Raw genomic sequence first — 16864 nt, 5'->3', positions numbered from 1 at the left:
GGCCACGGCAGGGTCAGCAGGACCGCTGCGCCTGGCGGAATCCGGCTTTGAAGCCGTCCTTGAAGCCGTGCCGGTAGTCGTCGCCCGAGTCCTTGTGGGTACGGGCGGAGGACTGCTCCTGGGACTGGTTGTTGCCCTGGTCGTTGCGCTGGTTGTGCATGTTGCCCCGGTTGCAGTCCCGCTGGCCGCTGCGCAGCCCGGACCTGAAGCCGTCCTTGAAGCCCTCCCGGTAGTCCTGGTTCGACTTGGAGACGCTGACGGTCGTACCTGTGTGGGTCTCGCTCGGTGTGGCCGCGGAAGCCTGCTGAAGGCCGACCGGGGCAAGAGCGAGGGTCGCGGCGATGAAGGCCGAACCCAGGAGCGTGGCTCGTGTTCTGGTCGAGGCGGGCATCACAACCCCCTTCGTAAAGTTCGCATATGGGTTAATTCATACTTTAGTCACTCTTTCGGCCTAGTCCAACTGGCGGAAAGTTGAGAGCGCAACGGGCGGGTCCCAGGCCCGTAACAGGCATGGCTCCCGTCGTCGCCGGTGCGCGAGGATCGGCCCGTGAGCGAACACATAGTCACCCTGGGCCCCGTCCGGACCGCCGGGCTCGTCGCCTCCTCCAGCCTGCTGCTCGCCGGTGCCGCCTGGGCCGTGCGGGCCGGATGGGAGGTGCGGCTGGCCGGAGCGGGAGAGCCGGCGAGCGGGCCGCCGGACCAAGGAGACGGCCGGCACCGGACGTTGACCTCGCTGGAGAACGGGTACCACCTCGTCAGTTCCGCCGGGGGCGTGATCACCGTCGTGTGCGCGATCGCCTTTCTGGTGTGGCTCGGGCGGGTGCGGGGCAATGCGCGGCTCCTCTCCGGGCGGGCGCCCCGCTACTCCGGGCTCTGGGTTCTCCTCGGGTGGGTCCTCCCCGTCGCGAACCTCTGGATCCCGCGCGGGATCGTCGCCGGCGCGTACCGGGACAGCGCGGGTGAGCGGCCGCTGCCCAGGGCCGTCAACGTGTGGTGGGGGCTGTGGCTGATCGGCACGTTCAGCGGGGTCGGGCTCATCTACCGCAACTCCACCGACGAGCTCATCGCCCGCGCCTACGACAACGTCTGGCCGCTCGTCCTGTCCGACCTCGCGCTCGTCGGGGCCGCCGTCGCGGGGGCGATGGTCGTGCGGGCCGTCACACGGGTGCAGACGGAGCGGGAAGGCGAGGACTTCGTCCGCGCGGAGGCCGGCGCCCACGTGTGAAGTCCGGGGCGGCGCGGTACGCCCTAGGAGCAGCCTCGCCGCCCGGCCGTCAGGAGTCACGTCGTGAGCACTATCGCCATCGTGGGGGCCGGACCCGGGCTGGGAGCCGCCGTCGCCCGGCGGTTCGGGCGGGAGGGGTACGGCGTGGCGCTCGTCGCGCGGGACGGGCAGCGGCTCGACTCCCTCGCCGCCGAGCTCGCCCGGGAGGGCATCCGGGTCCGTGGGTTCTCCGCCGACGTGCGGGACCCGATCGCCCTCGCGGCGGCCCTGAGGCGGGCCGCCGAGGAACTCGGGACCATCGAGGTCCTGCAGTACAGCCCCGTACCGCACCGGGACTTCATGCGGCCCGTGCTGGAGACCACCTACGCGGATCTGCTCGGGCCGGTGGAGTTCTCCGTGTACGGGCCCGTCGCCGCCGTGCAGCAGGTGCTGCCGGGGATGCGGGAGCTGGGCAGGGGGACCATCCTGCTCGTCAACGGCGGTACCGCCGTCATCCCCCATCCCGACCGGGCCGGGACCTCCATCGCCTTCGCCGCGGAGAGCGCGTACGGGCATCTGCTGCACGACCGGCTCGCGGCGGAGGGGATCCATGTGGCGCAGCTGGTCATTCCGGGGGAGATCGTGGCCGGGCACCCGCGGAAGGACCCCGTCGTGCTCGCCGACACCCTGTGGGGGATGCACCGGGACCGGCACGGCTTCCGGCACTACGCCGACGACCTGGAGAGCTGACCCGCCGCTGTCCCGCGAGCCGACGCTCCACGCTCCTCAGCCCCGCCCGGCCGATCTGCGCGGACATCATTTGTGGGCGAAAATGGTGTTCGGCCTGATTGCTCCGCAAAGGGAGCCAGCGATGGCTGAAGGGGGCCAGCGATGGCCGTGGAAATATCTCCGCTCCTCAAGCCCTCCCGGCTCAGAAGCCGTGGAGGCCTGCTCGGTGAGTGCCTGGCAGAATTTCTCGGGACCTTCGTTCTCATCTCGTTCGGCTGCGGTGTCGTGGCGATGGCCGTCGCGGCGCTGCCCGGGTCCGGACGTGCGGCGACGCCCACGACGATCTTCCTCGCCGCCGGTGACTGGCTTCTCATCACCTGGGGCTGGGCCCTGGCCGTGACCTTCGGCATCTACGTGGCCGGCGGGGTCAGCGGCGCCCATCTGAACCCGGCCGTGACGCTGGCGTTCGCCGTGCGCCGCAAGTTCCCGTGGGTGAAGGTGCTGCCCTTCTGGATGTCACAGGTGCTCGGCGCCCTCGCCGGGGCGGCGCTGGTCTTCCTCGTCTACCACGACGCGATCAACGCGTTCGACGCCGCCTCCGGTCCGCCCAAGGTCGGCGGGCACACCGAGGCGACCTTCTCGATCTTCGCCACGTTCCCGGCGCCGTACTTCCACGGCGGGAACTGGGGGCCGCTGATCGACCAGATCGTCGGTACGGCCTTCCTCGTCATGTTCGTCGTCGCGGTCATCGACCTGCGCAACACGGCCGTGGGGTCCAACCTCGGCCCGTTCGTCATCGGCCTCGTCGTCGCCGCCATCGGCATGTCCTTCGGTGCGAACGCCGGCTACGCCATCAACCCCGCCCGTGACTTCGGACCGCGGCTGCTCACCTGGTTCGCCGGGTGGCGGAGTTACGCGTTCCCGGGGAACGGGGCGTGGTTCAGCAACTACTTCTGGATCCCGATCGTCGGTCCGCTGATCGGCGGTGTGATCGGGGTGCTGGTCTACGACCTGTTCATCGGCGACACCCTGCACGCCCGGCTCCGGCTGGGCGAGGAGCTGCCGGAGTCGGGCGTGACCCGTCAGACCGTGGACGAGGGCGAGGGCTGAGGGTTCACGACTCCTTCGGCGGCTCGGCCTGCCGGCCAAGGCGCTCCACGAGTTGCCGCGCCTTGGCGACCCCCGTGTCGATCTGCTCGGTGTACTTGCCGTCGGTCCGTTCGTCGACCAGGTCGCCGGCCTTCTCCAGACCGGTCCCGATGACGTCGCCGTGTTCCTCGGCGATGTCCTTCGCCTTGTCCGCCAGGTTCTTGAGTCCGTCGATTCCATCGATTCCATCGAACATGCCGGAATCGTCGCCAGTCGGGGCCGACGATGGCAAGACGGCGCCCGGGGCATCCGACGGGGCGTGAGAGGTTGGTCCTCGACTCGGCAGGCACACGACGAAGACACCCCCGGGAGACGACGCCATGAGCACCAGCCCCCTCCTCACCGGCCTGAGCGGGAAGCTCCCCGGACTGCGGGCGCTGTACGAGGACCTGCACGCGCATCCGGAGCTGTCCTTCCAGGAGGAGCGCACCGCGTCCCTGGTCGCGGAGCGGCTGCGGGAGCAGGGCTGGGAGGTCACCGAGGGCGTCGGCGGCACCGGAGTGGTCGGGGTACTGGCCAACGGGGACGGGCCCGTCGTCCTGCTGCGGGCCGACATGGACGCGCTGCCGGTCACGGAGGAGACCGGGCTGCCGTACGCCTCGGAGAACGACGGGGTGATGCACGCGTGCGGGCACGACATGCATGTGGCGTGGCTGCTGGGGGCGACCGGGCAGCTGGCCGGCGCCCGGGACGGGTGGCGCGGGACGGTGGTGGCCGTGTTCCAGCCGGCCGAGGAGGTCGGCGGGGCGCCGAAGATGCTCGCGGACGGGTTCGCCGAGCGGTTCCCGCGGCCGGACGTGTGCCTGGCCCAGCATGTGGCGGCCGCTCCGGCGGGGCTGGTCGGGACCCGGGCCGGGGCGCTGATGGCGGGCGCGGACAGCATGCGGGTCACGCTGTTCGGGCGGGGCGGGCACGGGTCCACGCCGGAGGCGACCGTGGACCCGGTGGTGCTGGCGGCCGCCGTGGTGATGCGGCTGCAGACGGTCGTCTCCCGGGAGGTGGCCGCGGGCCAGCAGGCCGTCGTCACGGTCGGCTCGATCCACGGCGGGACCAAGGAGAACATCATCCCGGACACCGTGGAGCTGAAGCTCAACGTACGGTCCACCACGGCGGCCGTCCGGGACCGGGTGCTCGCGGCGATCGAGCGGATCGTCCGGGCCGAGGCCGCCGCCTCCGGCGCGCCGAGGGAACCGGAGATCGTCACCATCGACTCCTTCCCGGTCACCCGTAACGACCCCGAGGAGACCGAGGCCGTCCAGGCCGCGCTGGCCGCCGAATTCCCCGGCCTCACCTTCGAGTTGACGTCCCCCGTGCCCAACAGCGAGGACTTCGGCGCCTTCGGTACGGCCCTGAAGGTGCCCTCCGTCTACTGGTTCGTCGGCGGCGCCGACCACAAGCTCTACGAGGGCGTCGACCTGGAGGCCCTGGTCCGCGACGGCATCCCGCCGCAGATCCCCTCCAACCACTCCCCGCACTTCGCCCCGGCCCCGGAGCCGACGCTGGAGACGGGCATACGGGCCCTGCTGGCCGCGGCCGGCCACTGGCTGGCCCCCTGACCGCGGCCCCTACGGGAGCGTCCCGCCCTGGTCCAGGGCGGGACGCAGATCGGTCCGCCGGCGGATGCCCAGCTTCTTGTAGGTGTGGGTGAGATGGGTCTCCACGGTGCGGCGGGCCAGATGGAGCATGGCCGCGATCTCCACGTTGGTGCGGCCCTCGGCGGCGAGTTCGGCGATCCGGCGCTCGCTGCCGGTGAGGGAGGCGGCGCCGGTACGGCGCCGGGGGGAGCGGGCCCCGCCCTGCCGCAGCACCCGCTCGGCCAGCTCCATCAGCCGTACGGCGCCCAGCCGTTCGGCGTGCTCGGCGGCCTCCCGCAGACAGTCGCGGGCCCGGGCCGCCTCGCCGGCGGCGGTCAGCCGGCCGCCCAGGGCGATCAGGGCCTCCGCCGGCTCGGTACCGGCGGCCGGGGCCTGCCGCAGCAGCCGTACGGCCTCCTCGGCGAGGTCCAGGCCGCGATGGCCGCCCGTCGCCGTACCGAGGACGCGCAGCGCCCGGCCCACCGTGCGCGGAGTGCCCCAGACTCGGGCCAGCCGCAGCTCCTCCTCGGCCAGGGCGATGGCCTCCAGGGGCCGGCCGAGGGCCAGCCGGCACTCCGCGGCGGCCGTCCGCCAGGGGGTGACGACCGGGCTGACCACCTCGCGGGCGGACTGGCGGCGGCCGCACTCCAGGAAGTCGTCCAGCGCCCCGGCCGGATCACCGGCGGCGGCCCGCACCACGCCCCGCGCGTACAGGAACCGGTTCAGCTCCCAGGAGTCCGGCGCCTCCCGCAGATCGATCCCGGCGACCAGGCTCTCGGCCTGTGCGCAGCGGCCCGTCTCCACCAGGGCGATGAGGGTGTGCGCATGGGCGTTGGTGGGCGTGACCGACTCGGGGAAGCCGGTCAGGTGCGTGTAGTCGGCGCGGGCGGCAACGATGTCGGCGCGGCTGTTGATCAGGGCCTGGTGCATGGGGTGCAGCAGGTCGGGGCGCTGCCCGGCCAGGCCGCGGTCCACCAGCCGGTCGGCCTCGTCGAGTTCGTCGGCCCACTGGGCGACGGTGGCCGCCGTGCCGACGAGGAACGGCTCGGTGAGCGGGTCGGCGGGTTCGGCGAGCAGGGCGCGCAGCTGCCGCATGGCGTCCCGGGCCGAGGTGAGGCCCGCGGAGGCCGCGTGCCGCACGAGCAGGGCCTGGGAGGCGCTGCCGAGCAGTTCCGGGGAGCGTTCGGCGGTCTCGGTCAGCCGGCGGTAGACCTCCTGCCGTACCTCCTGGTCCTGGTCGGAGAGGAGGACGGAGGCGGTGTGCAGGGTGCGGGTCAGATCGGGCCGGCCGGTCACCTCGTCGTGCAGGGAATGGAGCATTTCGAGGGCCTTGCGGGTGCGGCCCCGGCCGGTCAGCGCGGTGCCCAGCGCGACGGCCGCGCGCACCCGGTTCTGCGGGGTCGCGGGCAGCCGGACCGCCTCGGCGAGCCGGGGGATCGCGGCGGAGGAGCGGGGCACCGCGTACTCCAGCGAGCCCAGCTCGGTCAGCAGCCGCTGCCGGTGCTCGTCGGCCAGGGGCTCCTCCAGGGCGCGCCGCAGATAGGTGACCGCGTCCTCGGTCCGCTCGTCGAGGAGGGCGAGCGCGGCCGCGTCCTGGAGCAGGGGCGGCGCCCAGGGGGCGTCCACCGGTCCGGACGCGAGCAGTTGGCGGGCCACGGCCTCGGCGGGGGCGTCCTGGCGCAGCAGCGCCTCCGCGAGCGCCCGGTGCGCGGTGCGGCGGTGGGAGGAGGGGACGCCGGTGAGGACCGCGTCGCGCAGCAGCGGGTGCGGGTAGTGGGCGTGGCCGTCGGGACCCGGGGTGAGCAGGCCGAGGTTGGTCATGGCGGTGAGCCAGCCGGCCACCCGGGTGGGGTCGGCGTCGGCCAGTTCGGCGAGGAGCGGGGTGATGTCGTGCTCCGGCAGGCCGGTGCCGGTGCCGGTGTCCTCGTCGAGCACGGCGAGGGCCCGGGCGACCTCGGTGGTGGCCGGGCCGGCACTGTCCAGCCACCACCGCACGGCGGCCGGGTACGAGCCCGGGTACAGCGCGGCCGTGGTGGTGGGCACGGCGGTGTGCCGGGTCTCGTCGAGGTCGTCGAGGAGGGCGCGCAGCAGCAGCGGGCTGCCGGCGGCGGCCCTGACACAGGCGTCGACCCAGCTCCGGTCCGCGTCCGGGAAGGCGCCGCGGACCCGGCCCGCCGCGGCCTCGGGGGTGAGGGGGGCGAGGGTGTGGGTGCGGACCAGGGCCGGGGGCAGGGTGTGCGCGAAGCCGGGGGTGGGCGGATCGAGGTCGTACTGGCTGCGTTCGCTGACGACCAGCAGGATCGGTAAACGGTCTATGTGGCGGGCGGCCTCCACGAGCCAGCGGTGCGAGGGGGCGTCGGCGAGGTGGACGTCGTCCACGGCGACGAGGAGCGGGGAGGCGTCGGCGTAGGCGCGCAGCACCCGCCAGAGTCCGGCGGCGGTGGCCCGCTCGTCGCCGTCCACCGCGAGGTCCGCGAACTCCGGTACTGGGCCGAGGAGTTGGAGGACCGTCGCGAAGGAGATGGGGGTGTCGGCGGGGGAGCAGCGGGCGCGGAGCGTGCGCAGACCGAGGGCCGCGGCGTGCTCGGCGGCGGCCTCCAGGACGGTGGTGCGTCCGGTCCCGGTGGCGCCCCGCAGCAGCACGAGCCGCCCGCCGGTTCGCGTGCGCTCGGCTTCCTCGGCCAACAGGCGGATGGCGTCGGCGAGTTCAGGGGACGGATGGGTCATTCCTGGCTCCTCGCGGTGCGCTGGTGGGTTCGGGGGGTTAGAGGGGGTGGGCACGGGAGAGGTTGAGGGATGGCGGGGGTGGGGACGAGGTTTGTTGCCGGGGCGGCACATTTGATACGGGGCCGTGGAATTGGGTGGGTGGGGGGTGGGGGTCTGGGGTCGTGGATCGCCGCGGGCCGGTGGGGGTTGCTCGCGCAGTTCCCCGCGCCCCTTTGAGGTGGGACCAGTGGACCCACTTTCTTGGGGGCGCGGGGAACTGCGCGACCAGCCACAACGCACCCGCAGCGGACCCACGACCCCACGTCCCCAAGGATGTGGGTCCAGCGATCCCATCCGAAAAGGGGCGCGCGGGACCACATGGACAACCAGCACGGCCCGCAGCCGTCCACAACCCCACGCCCCCCCCGAACATCTCGTGGTCCCTGTCGTGGTGGTCCACGATTGTCCTTGCCCCTTTGGTCACAGCAGGCTGGTTACTCCCGTCCGTCACCGTTCCCTCAGGGGTGACGGGCACGTGGACATAGGGGTAGCGCTTGCTCAGCCACAGCTCATCCTCCGCCTCGGGCGCCCGCACGCCCGTCACCGTGTACGCACCGGACCCGATATCCCGGGAAGGCGCCCTCAGCCAGTTACGGCGACACCCCGAGATCGAGTTGCGCGAGGAGTCCGAGACCGGGCCCGGCACCGTGGCGCTGCTCATCAGCGACAGCCTCGACGAGCCGGAGCTGACCCGGCTGCGCCGGGTGGTGCGCAGCGAGGGCGCGCAGGCCGTGCTGGTGATCGGGACACTGCGCGAGACCGAGTTGCTCGATGTGATCGAGTGCGGGGTCGGGGCCATCGTATGGCGGCACGAGGCCACCGAACACCGGCTTGTGCAGGCCGTGTTGGCGGCCGCCCGGGGCGACGGGGACCTGCCCGCCGATCTCCTCGGCCGGCTCATCAACCAGGTCGGCACCCTGCACCGCAGTGCCGCCGGACGTCCGGGCGCCCCGGCTTCCGGACTGTCCGCCCGTGAGGTGGACGTCCTGCGACTGGTGGCCGAGGGGCTCGACACCGGTGAGATCGCCAGCAAGCTGTCCTACTCCGAGCGCACCGTCAAGAACGTCATGCACGGGCTGACGACCCGACTGCATCTGCGCAACCGGGCCCACGCCGTGGCCCATGCCCTCCGGGAAGGCTACATCTGACCGGAAGGGCAGCGGACACCGGTCGCGGGGCAGCGGGTTCTGCCCGGCCGTTCCTGCGGGGCGCGCGCGGTGCGCGGCAGGATGACGATGAGCAAGGGATGGTGAGTACGGCGTGATCCACGAGGTGGACCAGGTGCTGCGGGACCTGTTGACCAGCGGTGCGCTGGCCGGTTCCGGCATCGACGTCTCCTTCGACGCCCCGACCCGCGACTGGGCGGCCCGCCGCAACGGTCCGGTGATCAACACCTACCTGTACGACATCCGGGAGGACGTGAACCGGCGCCAGCGCGGGCACATCGACATCCGCGACGAGCGGGACGTCGTCGTCAAGCGCCGCCAGCCGCCCCGGTGGTTCCGGCTGTCGTACCTGGTGACGGCGTGGACCAAGCGGCCCGAGGACGAACACCGGCTGATCAGCGCCGTGTTGGCGACCCTCATCCCGAGAGAGCTGATCCATCATTCCGAACTCCCGGGATCCCTGGGCCGGTTGGGGCTGACGGTTCCCCTCTCGGTCGCCGGCATCCAGACCGAGGCCCGCTCCCTCGCCGAGATCTGGTCGGCGCTCGGCGGTGAGCTCAAGCCCTCCCTGGACGTCGTGGTCACGGCGCCCTTCCCGGCCTACCCCGAGTACGACGCCGGTCCGCCCGTCACCGAGGGCGCCGCCGTCCGCGTACGCGGCGGACTCGACGACACCGCCCCGGTCCTGGAGGAACGGGCCCACCGGCCCGGTCAGATCGCCGAGGCCAAGGCCGCCCGGGGGCCCCGGGCGTGACCCTCTCCCTGGAGCCGGCCGCCCCGCTCCTGGCCCGGCTGTCCGGGCTGCGCGACCGGGTCGCCGCCCTCGTGGAGCACCGCTCCGCCGACGACCCCACGGCCACCGACCCCCTGCGCGGCCTCTACCTCTCCGAGGAGGCCGTCGGGCACCTGCTGCGCCCGGACCAGGCCGCACCCGAACTCCCCGCCCTGGAAGGGGACTTCCCCGACCGTCTGGCCGCCCTCGCCGCCCGCCTCGCCCTCACCCCGCTCGACACCGCGATCCTCCTCATCGCCCTCGCCCCGGACCTCGACCGCACCTTCGAGCCCCTCTACGGCTACCTCAACGACGACGTCGGCCGCCGCCGCGCCACCGTCGGCCTCGCCCTCGACCTGTACGGCGTCCCCGTCCACCTCGCCGAGGCCCGCGCCCGGCTCCATCCCACCGCCCCGCTCACCGCGCTCGGCCTGCTCACCGTCGAGGAACCCGAACGCCCCTTCCTCAGCCGCTCGTTGAGCGTCCCGGACCGGGTCCTGGCCCACCTCCTGGGTGACGACACCCCGGACGCGGCACTGGCGGGACACCTGCGCACGCCGTCGCCCGGCGGCGGCGAGGCAGCCGACGAGGAGTTCGTGGGGCGGCTGGCCGCCCGGATCGCCGCCGGGCCGCTCCTCGCCTATCTGCGGGAGCGACGGGAGGGGGAGGGACTCGGGTCGGCGACGGCCGCGGTGCGGCTGGCGGGCCGGCGGGCCTGGCACTACACCGGACCCGAGGAACAGGTCCCGAAGGTGCTGCGGGAGGCCCGGCTCAGCGGGCACGCGATACTGGTCGACAGCGGGCAACCCGGCCCACTGGTACGGGCGTTGAGCACGGCCGACGACGTCACCGTGGTGATCGCGAGCCCCCGCCCCTACGACCCCGACTGGTGCGACCGCCGCGACCCCCTCGTCCTGGACGTCCCCTCCCGCCGCGCCGCCGCCCTGGACGCCTGGGCGGCCGCACTGCCCGACACCCCCGGCTTCGACCTCGCGGCCACCGTCGCCCCGTACCACCTCGGCGGCGACCGTCTGGTCCGGGCCGCCCGGGCGGCGCAGGACCTCGCGGCCTTCGACGGGACCCCGCTGGCCGCCGCGCACCTGCGGCTGGCCGCCCGCCAGCAGTCGGCCTCCGGCCTCGAACAGCACGCCCGCCGCATCCGGCCCGCCGTCGACTGGCGGGACCTGGTGCTCCCCGAACGCCCGCTCACGGAACTGCGCGAACTGGCCCTGCGCGCCCGCCACCGCGACCGCGTCCTCGGCGACTGGCGGCTGAGCGCGGGCGGCGGCCGGGGCCGCGGGGTGCTGGGCCTGTTCGCCGGCGAGTCGGGCACGGGGAAGACCCTGTCGGCGGAGGTCGTGGCCGCCGAACTCGGCCTCGACCTGTATGTGGTCCAGCTGTCCTCCGTCGTGGACAAGTACGTCGGCGAGACCGAGAAGAACCTGGAACGGATCTTCACCGAGGCCGACCGCACCGACGCCGTGCTCCTCTTCGACGAGGCCGACGCCGTCTTCGGCAAGCGCTCCGAGGTCAAGGACGCCCACGACCGGTACGCCAACCTGGAGTCGGCCTACCTCCTCCAGCGCCTGGAGGCCTTCGACGGCATCGCGCTGCTCACCACCAACCTGCGCGCCAACATCGACGAGGCCTTCACCCGCCGCCTCGACCTGGTGATCGACTTCCCGTTCCCGGACGAGGAGCAGCGGCTCGCGCTCTGGCGGCACGGGCTGGTGCACGTACCGACCGAGGAGGCGGTCGAACTCCGGCCGCTGGCGGCGGAGTTCGAGCTCGCGGGCGGTTCGATCCGGAGCGCGGTGGTGACCGCGGCCTATCTCGCCGCCGGCCGCGGTGCCCCGGTCACCGCGGCGGACCTCCTGGAAGGCGCCCGCCGCGAGTACCGCAAGGCGGGGCGGCTGGTGCCGGGGACCTGGTAGCCGGTCACGAGGCGGAGTGGCGTTTGCCGATCAGGTCCCGGTAGAGAGCCGCCTTCTCCTCAGTGGTCTTCGCCTTCTCCAGCTCGGCCGTCCAGTCCTTCTCCAGCTGCTTCAGCGTCGCCAGCCAGTCGCCGAACTCCCGCAGGTCGACGAGGCGCTGGTTCGCCTCCAGGGGAGCGCCGCCGGCGACCTTGTCGTCCTTGTGGCCGCCGAGGTTGCTGAACGGGTTGGCGGTCTTCTCGCTGCTGCGCCAGTTGTGCTTGTAGCCCTCGGGGGTCGTACCGCCCGGACCGGCGGTCTCGATACCGACCTGGAGTGCCCCGTCGCGCTTGTCGGTCGGCGGCTTGTACCCCATGAACAGGTGCCCGCGCGACTCGTCCGGGAGGATGGTCCCGCCGTCGTAGCCCTGGTTTCCCGCGCCGCCCAGGGCCGCCGCCAGGCCGTACATGTGGCTGTGCGGGTCCGCGAGGTTCTGGAGACTGGCCTTCCAGGTGCCCTTCTCCTCGAACGTGCCCGCCTTTCCGGGCTTGTTGTCGGTGATGTCCATGTGGTGGGTGGCGTACGGACGCCGGTACACCGGGGACTTGGGCTTGGAGTTGGGCTCGTAGAACTTCGGGTTCTCCGTGGTGATGTTCAGCCACCGGGGCAGCTCGTAGCCGTGCTGGCCGTCGGCGAGCTGCGGGATGCGGATGTTGACGCGGCCGCCGTAGGCCAGGGCGTGGGCGATGTCGTCCTTGAAGTCCTCGTGGAGGTTTTTCTCCGCGTTGAAGGTCTTCAGCCCCTTCTGCATGATCAGGAAGATCTTGGTCAGGATGTCGGTGCCGCGTTCGACGCGCCGCAGGTGCTCGTCGCGGTTCGGCACGTTCTCGGGGATGTCGGGAGGGAGCAGGGTGGCGACGAAGGTCTGGAAGATCTGCTCGTTCCGCTCCCCCGTGAGCCGGTTCCGCTCGTCCTGCGGGGTGTTCTTCTCGTCGTGCATGGCGTGGTGCCGGCCGAGCTCGTAGTCCGGCTTCGGCCGTGCACCGGTGGCCGTCGCCTTTCCCTTCCCCGTGCTCTCCTGCTGCCACCGCAGGGTGGCGACGAGCAGGCGTTTGCCCATCGGCTGCGCCAGCCAGCTGCTGAAGTCGCCGTCCTCGATGTACTTCTCGGCCTCGGCGTGGGTGCACAGGCCCACGGTCCGCAGCCAGCCGGGATCCTCGCTCTCGGCGTCCTTGATCGCCTGGAGTTCCTCGGCGCTGAGACTCGGACCGCTGCGTTGCCGTGTGGCGAGGGCTTTGCGTACGTCCTTGTTCCGGATCTCGGCGGTGCCGCCGACGAGGAGGCGGGCCAGCCGGTCCGTGGCGGGGAGTGCCGCGGTGACGGTGGCGGCGGTGACCGGCGGCGAGGCCGGCGGCGACGGCGAGGTCGCGGCCCCCGGCTCGCCCGCCCGCTGGACGGGGACGCCCTCGGCCACGGCGCGCTGTACCGACTCGGTCGGGCCCCCGGGCAGGGCGAGGTCGGGCGCGGCGCCCCGCGCGAGCTTCCGGCCGTTCGAGCCGGCGCTCCGCTCGAACGGGTCGTCGGGATGGGAGACCTTCTCGCCCCTGCCGTTGGCGGTGCCGGGCACGGGGCCGAGGAACTGCTGGCGGACGTGGTCCACCTCTTCGTACATCACCTCGTCGCTGACGCGGCTGTCGCCGAGGACGATGTGCGGGCCGGTGGTGTAGGCCTGGGCCTGGAGATCCTCGGCCGAGCGCTGGGCGACGGGGCCGCTGTGCACGCGGACATGGCCGAACTCCATGCCGTACGCCTGCTCCGCCCGCTGCAGGATGCGGGGCTCCAGCGGCACTCCGGGCGAGCCGACGGCGTCGGCGACCGAGGTCCGCCGCTGCACGCTCCGCTCCTCGGGCTCGCCCTCGTGCCGGGCCCGCTGGATCGCCCGGGTCACCGCGGTGTTCCCCGCGGCCCGCTGGAGGGCGAGCAGTGGCGGGACGGGGGCGTGGGGGCGGGACGGGGGGCGGCCGCTCGTGCGGTCGGCGGTGGCTGTCTCGCGGTTCTCTTCCTGAGCACGCATACGGAATTCCTGATCGGTCGACAAGAGCCCTCACCCTCGTACCAGTGGGCGGACCGGTGTCGGGAGGGCCATGGGGGCAGTGCTGCGGGCAGACCTGTGGCGGCGCCGGCCGGCACGGCCTACATCTGCATGAGCCGCTTCAAGGCGGAATCGAAGGTGACCCCGGGCCTGAGGCGGAAGCGCCCGCCGGCGCCACCGCTCTGCCGCCGGCCCTGTGTCATCGACTTGTACTGGGCCGGCATCCGCAGGACCACCTGCGGGGTCAGGTTCTCGGGCTTGCCCCGTGCCACGGCGCCGTTTCCCGCGCTGCGTTGCAGGGCGAGGATCCCGGAGGGGAGGCCGGCGTGGCCAAGGGGCTCGGCGGCCCGGTCCGCGTCGTTCCTCCGCGCGGTGGATCTGCCGTCCGGCCGGGCGCGGCGTCCGGGCGACGAATGCTCGGGCGGCAGCTCATGGGCACGCATGCATGAACCCCTCCGGTGGACGACGGAAGATTCCAGCCTCGTACGGAGGATCGGGCGCGCGGAATGGCCGCCCGGGCGGACTTCGGGTGCCCTAGTCGCCCGACGGATGCACGATCTGCCACTCCTGGTCGTCGCTGTTGGAGCAGTGGTACAGGGTCAGGTTGGTGTCGTTGCCGCCGGTGCTGAAGCCGGCCACGTCCAGGCAGAGGTTGTCGCTGGCGAAGTTGCGGATCCAGTAGGCGCCGCTGGGCTGCTTGTCGATCCACCAGAGCTGGTTGTCGGCCTTCGTGCCGTCGCACTTGTACTCGGTGATCGGTGAGGACAGGGCCGCCGAACCGTAGTTGGGCAGGTCCATGCAGAACTGGTCCTTGACGTTGCGGATCTGGAAGAGGGCCGCGCCGCCGGGGCCGTCCTTCTGGTACCGCACCTCGAGGTTCCACAGCTGGTTGTCGGCGGTGGTCTCGTTGCAGGTGAACTCCCGCACCGGGCCGTTGCTGGTTCCGTCGCCGTAGCCGGGGATGTCCGCGCACTTCTTCGTCGTCGTGTTGCGGAGCAGGATGTTCATGGCCGGTACGACCGGTTTGACGGTCTTCTTCTTCGACGCCTGGGGGGACGGCTGGTCGCCGCCTCCGCTCTGCTGGGTCTCCGACCCGCCGTTGTTGTCGTTCTCCGGCTGCTGCGCGGCCTGTGACGGCGAGGGCGCGGGCGCGGCGACCAGCGGTGCGCTGGCCGTCGGGCTGGGGGCGAGTGAGGCGACGCCTGCTTCCTGGACCTGTTCGGTCGCGGAGCTTTTGACCGGGGGTTTGTAGGAGATCCAGATGAGGGCGAAGGTGATGGCGAGGGCCATGAGGGTGCCGAAGAGGGTGGCGAGCCAGCGGGGCAGGAAGCCGCGTTGGATGTAGGTGCCGTTGACGGGTTCGGGGTTGACGCCGGAGCGTTGGACGGTGAGGGCGTAGGGGCGTTGTTCCTTGGGCCCGAACCAGATGATTTTGCGGGGTTTGAGGGTGGCGTCGATGAAGGCGGCGCGGCCGGGTTCGATCTGGACGTTGCTGGGGTGGATGTCGTAGGAGAGCTGGTCGCCGTTGTCGTTGCCGCTGACGGAGGCGGTGAGTTTGGTGTTGCCGAGGTTGTCGATCGCCAGTTTGGGGCGGCCCCGGAAACGGCCCTTGACCGTCGGCGGGACCAGCTCGGCCCTGACCTCCGTGAAGGGCGTGATGGTGAGGTTGCCCTCGGGGACCGTGACCGCCTCGGGGTGCTCCGTCGGCGTGATGCGCACGGCGTAGGGGTTGGGGCCCGCGGTCGCGTCCGGGGTGCGGGGCGGAGCGAACGTCAGCTCCACCGTTCCCGTCGTCCCCGGATAGAGACGCAGGCTCTGCGGCTCTACCGTCGTCCAGGGGGCGATGGGGCCCACCGGTTCGAAGCGGTACTCGTCGACGATGTCACCGGTGTTGCGCAGCCTCAGGCGTACGCGCGTCGAAGCGCCCGGGTCCACGGTCGCGGAGGCGGGCTCCAGCGAGGTCCAGAGGGTCATGGGGTCACCGTCAGCTTGAAGGCCTCCAGCCACAGCGTGTTGTCGAGGGTCCCGACGAAATCGAGTGCGTTGTTGTCACTGCGGGAACCCTGGCACCACTGGTCGCCCCAGTCGTGGTCACGGACCTTGGAGTAGTTGCAGCCATGGCCGCTGCCGACGTTGAAGGCGAAGCCCTCGATATAGGGGTCGGACGCCTTCGTGCTGCCGACGTAGATGTCCTTGCCGTCGGCGGTGATCGCCGTCCAGTCCGGGTTCCACTTGCCCTGGCCGTCGGTGGACTGGGAGTCGTAGGCGAACCAGTTGGCGGCGGAGCCCTGGACGCCGTACACCGCGAGGTTGACGGCCTTGATCGGGACGTTCTTGCCGACGGTGCCGGACATCGTGCCGTCGCAGACGGGCTTCTGCCAGCCGCTGCCCTGGACGTAGGAGCGGTAGCAGATGTGCCGGCCGCTCGGGTCGTCGGCGGCGAGGCGGTTCACCGCGGTCGCGGCCGTGTCCTGCTTGGGCTTGGCGGTCACGGTGGCCGTGGCGCCGCCGCCTCCGCCTCCGCCGCCTCCGCCGCCGTTGCCACTGTTCCCGGTGTCGGCGGCGGGCGCGCTGGAGGGCGTCTCGCTGGGAGCCGGCGGCGGGGTCGGGGTCACGGTCGGGCTGGGGGCGAGTGAGGCGACGCCTGCTTCCTGGACCTGTTCGGTCGCGGAGCTTTTGACGGGGGGTTTGTAGGAGATCCAGATGAGGGCGAAGGTGATGGCGAGGGCCATGAGGGTGCCGAAGAGGGTGGCGAGCCAGCGGGGCAGGAAGCCGCGTTGGATGTAGGTGCCGTTGACGGGTTCGGGGTTGACGCCGGAGCGTTGGACGGTGAGGGCGTAGGGGCGTTGTTCCTTGGGCCCGAACCAGATGATTTTGCGGGGTTTGAGGGTGGCGTCGATGAAGGCGGCGCGGCCTGGTTCGATCTGGACGTTGCTGGGGTGGATGTCGTACGAGAGCTGGTCGCCGTTGTCGTTGCCGCTGACGGAGGCGGTGAGTTTGGTGTTGCCGAGGTTGTCGATCGCCAGTTTGGGGCGGCCCCGGAAACGGCCCTTGACCGTCGGCGGGACGAGTTCCGCGCGCAGTTCGGTGAAGGGCGTGATGGTCAGGTTGCCCTCGGGGACCGTGACCGCCTCGGGGTGCTCCGTCGGCGTGATGCGCACGGCGTAGGGGTTCGGTCCGGCCGTGGCATCGGGAGTGCGGGGTGGGGCGAACGTCAGCTCCACCGTGCCTGTGGTGCCCGGGTAGAGGCGCAGCGTCTGGGGTTCGACCGTCGTCCAGGGGGCGATGGGGCCCACGGGTTCGAAGCGGTACTCGTCGACGACGTCGCCGGTGTTGCGCAGCCTCAGGCGTACGCGCGTCGAAGCGCCCGGATCGACGGTCGCGGAGGCGGGTTCCAGGGAAGTCCACAGGCTCACGCAACGACGCTAGTCGGGGCGCGGGGCCGGCGCAGTGGACCGTCGGGCAGCACCAAGTGCCCCAAGGAGCAACCCGGTTGACC

At 72.2% G+C, this 16864-nt stretch carries 14 protein-coding genes; 7 read left to right on the top strand and 7 right to left on the bottom strand.

Annotated elements, in window-relative coordinates:
• Window positions 1-13 precede the first annotated feature (13 nt).
• Window positions 14-391, bottom strand: coding sequence for a hypothetical protein (locus AB0D85_RS28770; RefSeq protein WP_362326204.1), 378 nt, complete (start codon window positions 389-391; stop codon window positions 14-16).
• A gap of 156 nt (window positions 392-547) precedes the next feature.
• Here AB0D85_RS28770 and AB0D85_RS28765 point away from each other — a divergent pair, with 156 nt between their 5' ends.
• From AB0D85_RS28765 to AB0D85_RS28755, 3 genes are all read left to right on the top strand, one after another.
• On the top strand, window positions 548-1225 hold the full coding sequence (locus AB0D85_RS28765; RefSeq protein WP_362326201.1) for a DUF4328 domain-containing protein: 678 nt from the start codon (window positions 548-550) through the stop codon (window positions 1223-1225).
• 63 nt (window positions 1226-1288) lie between these two features.
• Entirely contained in the window at window positions 1289-1954 is a 666-nt protein-coding gene (locus AB0D85_RS28760; RefSeq protein WP_362326198.1) for an SDR family NAD(P)-dependent oxidoreductase, read from the top strand.
• Between the two features lie 141 nt (window positions 1955-2095).
• On the top strand, window positions 2096-3043 hold the full coding sequence (locus AB0D85_RS28755; RefSeq protein ID WP_362326195.1) for an MIP/aquaporin family protein: 948 nt from the start codon (window positions 2096-2098) through the stop codon (window positions 3041-3043).
• A 4-nt stretch (window positions 3044-3047) separates the two neighbouring features.
• Here the strand turns inward: AB0D85_RS28755 and AB0D85_RS28750 are convergent, their stop codons facing one another.
• Window positions 3048-3278: an antitoxin gene (locus AB0D85_RS28750; protein ID WP_362326192.1), complete on the bottom strand. Its 231-nt coding sequence runs from the start codon at window positions 3276-3278 to the stop codon at window positions 3048-3050.
• A 124-nt stretch (window positions 3279-3402) separates the two neighbouring features.
• On the opposite strand from AB0D85_RS28750, the gene AB0D85_RS28745 reads away from it, so the two are divergent.
• Window positions 3403-4638, top strand: coding sequence for an amidohydrolase (locus AB0D85_RS28745; protein WP_362326189.1), 1236 nt, complete (start codon window positions 3403-3405; stop codon window positions 4636-4638).
• Between the two features lie 9 nt (window positions 4639-4647).
• Here the strand turns inward: AB0D85_RS28745 and AB0D85_RS28740 are convergent, their stop codons facing one another.
• The gene (locus AB0D85_RS28740; RefSeq protein ID WP_362326186.1) at window positions 4648-7383 is read right to left on the bottom strand and encodes a LuxR C-terminal-related transcriptional regulator; all 2736 of its coding nucleotides are present in this window, start codon (window positions 7381-7383) and stop codon (window positions 4648-4650) included.
• 533 nt (window positions 7384-7916) lie between these two features.
• Between AB0D85_RS28740 and AB0D85_RS28735 the strand changes: the two genes are divergently transcribed.
• The 3 genes from AB0D85_RS28735 (at window position 7917) to AB0D85_RS28725 (ending at window position 11294) form a co-directional block, all read left to right on the top strand.
• Window positions 7917-8570, top strand: coding sequence for a response regulator transcription factor (locus AB0D85_RS28735; protein ID WP_362326183.1), 654 nt, complete (start codon window positions 7917-7919; stop codon window positions 8568-8570).
• A gap of 112 nt (window positions 8571-8682) precedes the next feature.
• Window positions 8683-9342: a DUF4255 domain-containing protein gene (locus AB0D85_RS28730; RefSeq protein ID WP_362326180.1), complete on the top strand. Its 660-nt coding sequence runs from the start codon at window positions 8683-8685 to the stop codon at window positions 9340-9342.
• Window positions 9339-11294 (top strand): ATP-binding protein, encoded by a 1956-nt coding sequence (locus AB0D85_RS28725; RefSeq protein ID WP_362326177.1) that lies wholly within the window; start codon window positions 9339-9341, stop codon window positions 11292-11294. The genes AB0D85_RS28730 and AB0D85_RS28725 overlap by 4 nt, the downstream gene beginning before the upstream one ends.
• A 4-nt stretch (window positions 11295-11298) precedes the next feature.
• Here AB0D85_RS28725 and AB0D85_RS28720 read toward each other — a convergent pair whose 3' ends face one another.
• From AB0D85_RS28720 to AB0D85_RS28705, 4 genes are all read right to left on the bottom strand, one after another.
• A complete protein-coding gene (locus tag AB0D85_RS28720; protein ID WP_362326174.1) occupies window positions 11299-13347 on the bottom strand; it encodes a DUF4157 domain-containing protein in 2049 nt (682 codons plus the stop codon).
• Between the two features lie 119 nt (window positions 13348-13466).
• Window positions 13467-13808, bottom strand: a complete 342-nt coding sequence (locus AB0D85_RS28715) for a hypothetical protein (protein ID WP_362326171.1) — start codon at window positions 13806-13808, stop codon at window positions 13467-13469.
• 91 nt (window positions 13809-13899) lie between these two features.
• A complete protein-coding gene (locus tag AB0D85_RS28710; protein ID WP_362326168.1) occupies window positions 13900-15339 on the bottom strand; it encodes an RICIN domain-containing protein in 1440 nt (479 codons plus the stop codon).
• Complete coding sequence (locus AB0D85_RS28705) at window positions 15336-16781, bottom strand: hydrolase (RefSeq protein ID WP_362326165.1); 1446 nt, start codon at window positions 16779-16781, stop codon at window positions 15336-15338. The genes AB0D85_RS28710 and AB0D85_RS28705 overlap by 4 nt, the downstream gene beginning before the upstream one ends.
• Window positions 16782-16864: the final 83 nt, after the last annotated feature.

This window comes from Streptomyces sp. NPDC048277, assembly GCF_040652235.1.
In the GTDB taxonomy this organism is placed as follows: Bacteria; Actinomycetota; Actinomycetes; order Streptomycetales; family Streptomycetaceae; genus Streptomyces.
The sequence above is the reverse complement of the archived record's forward strand: the minus strand, read 5'-3'. Positions and strand labels throughout refer to the sequence as shown.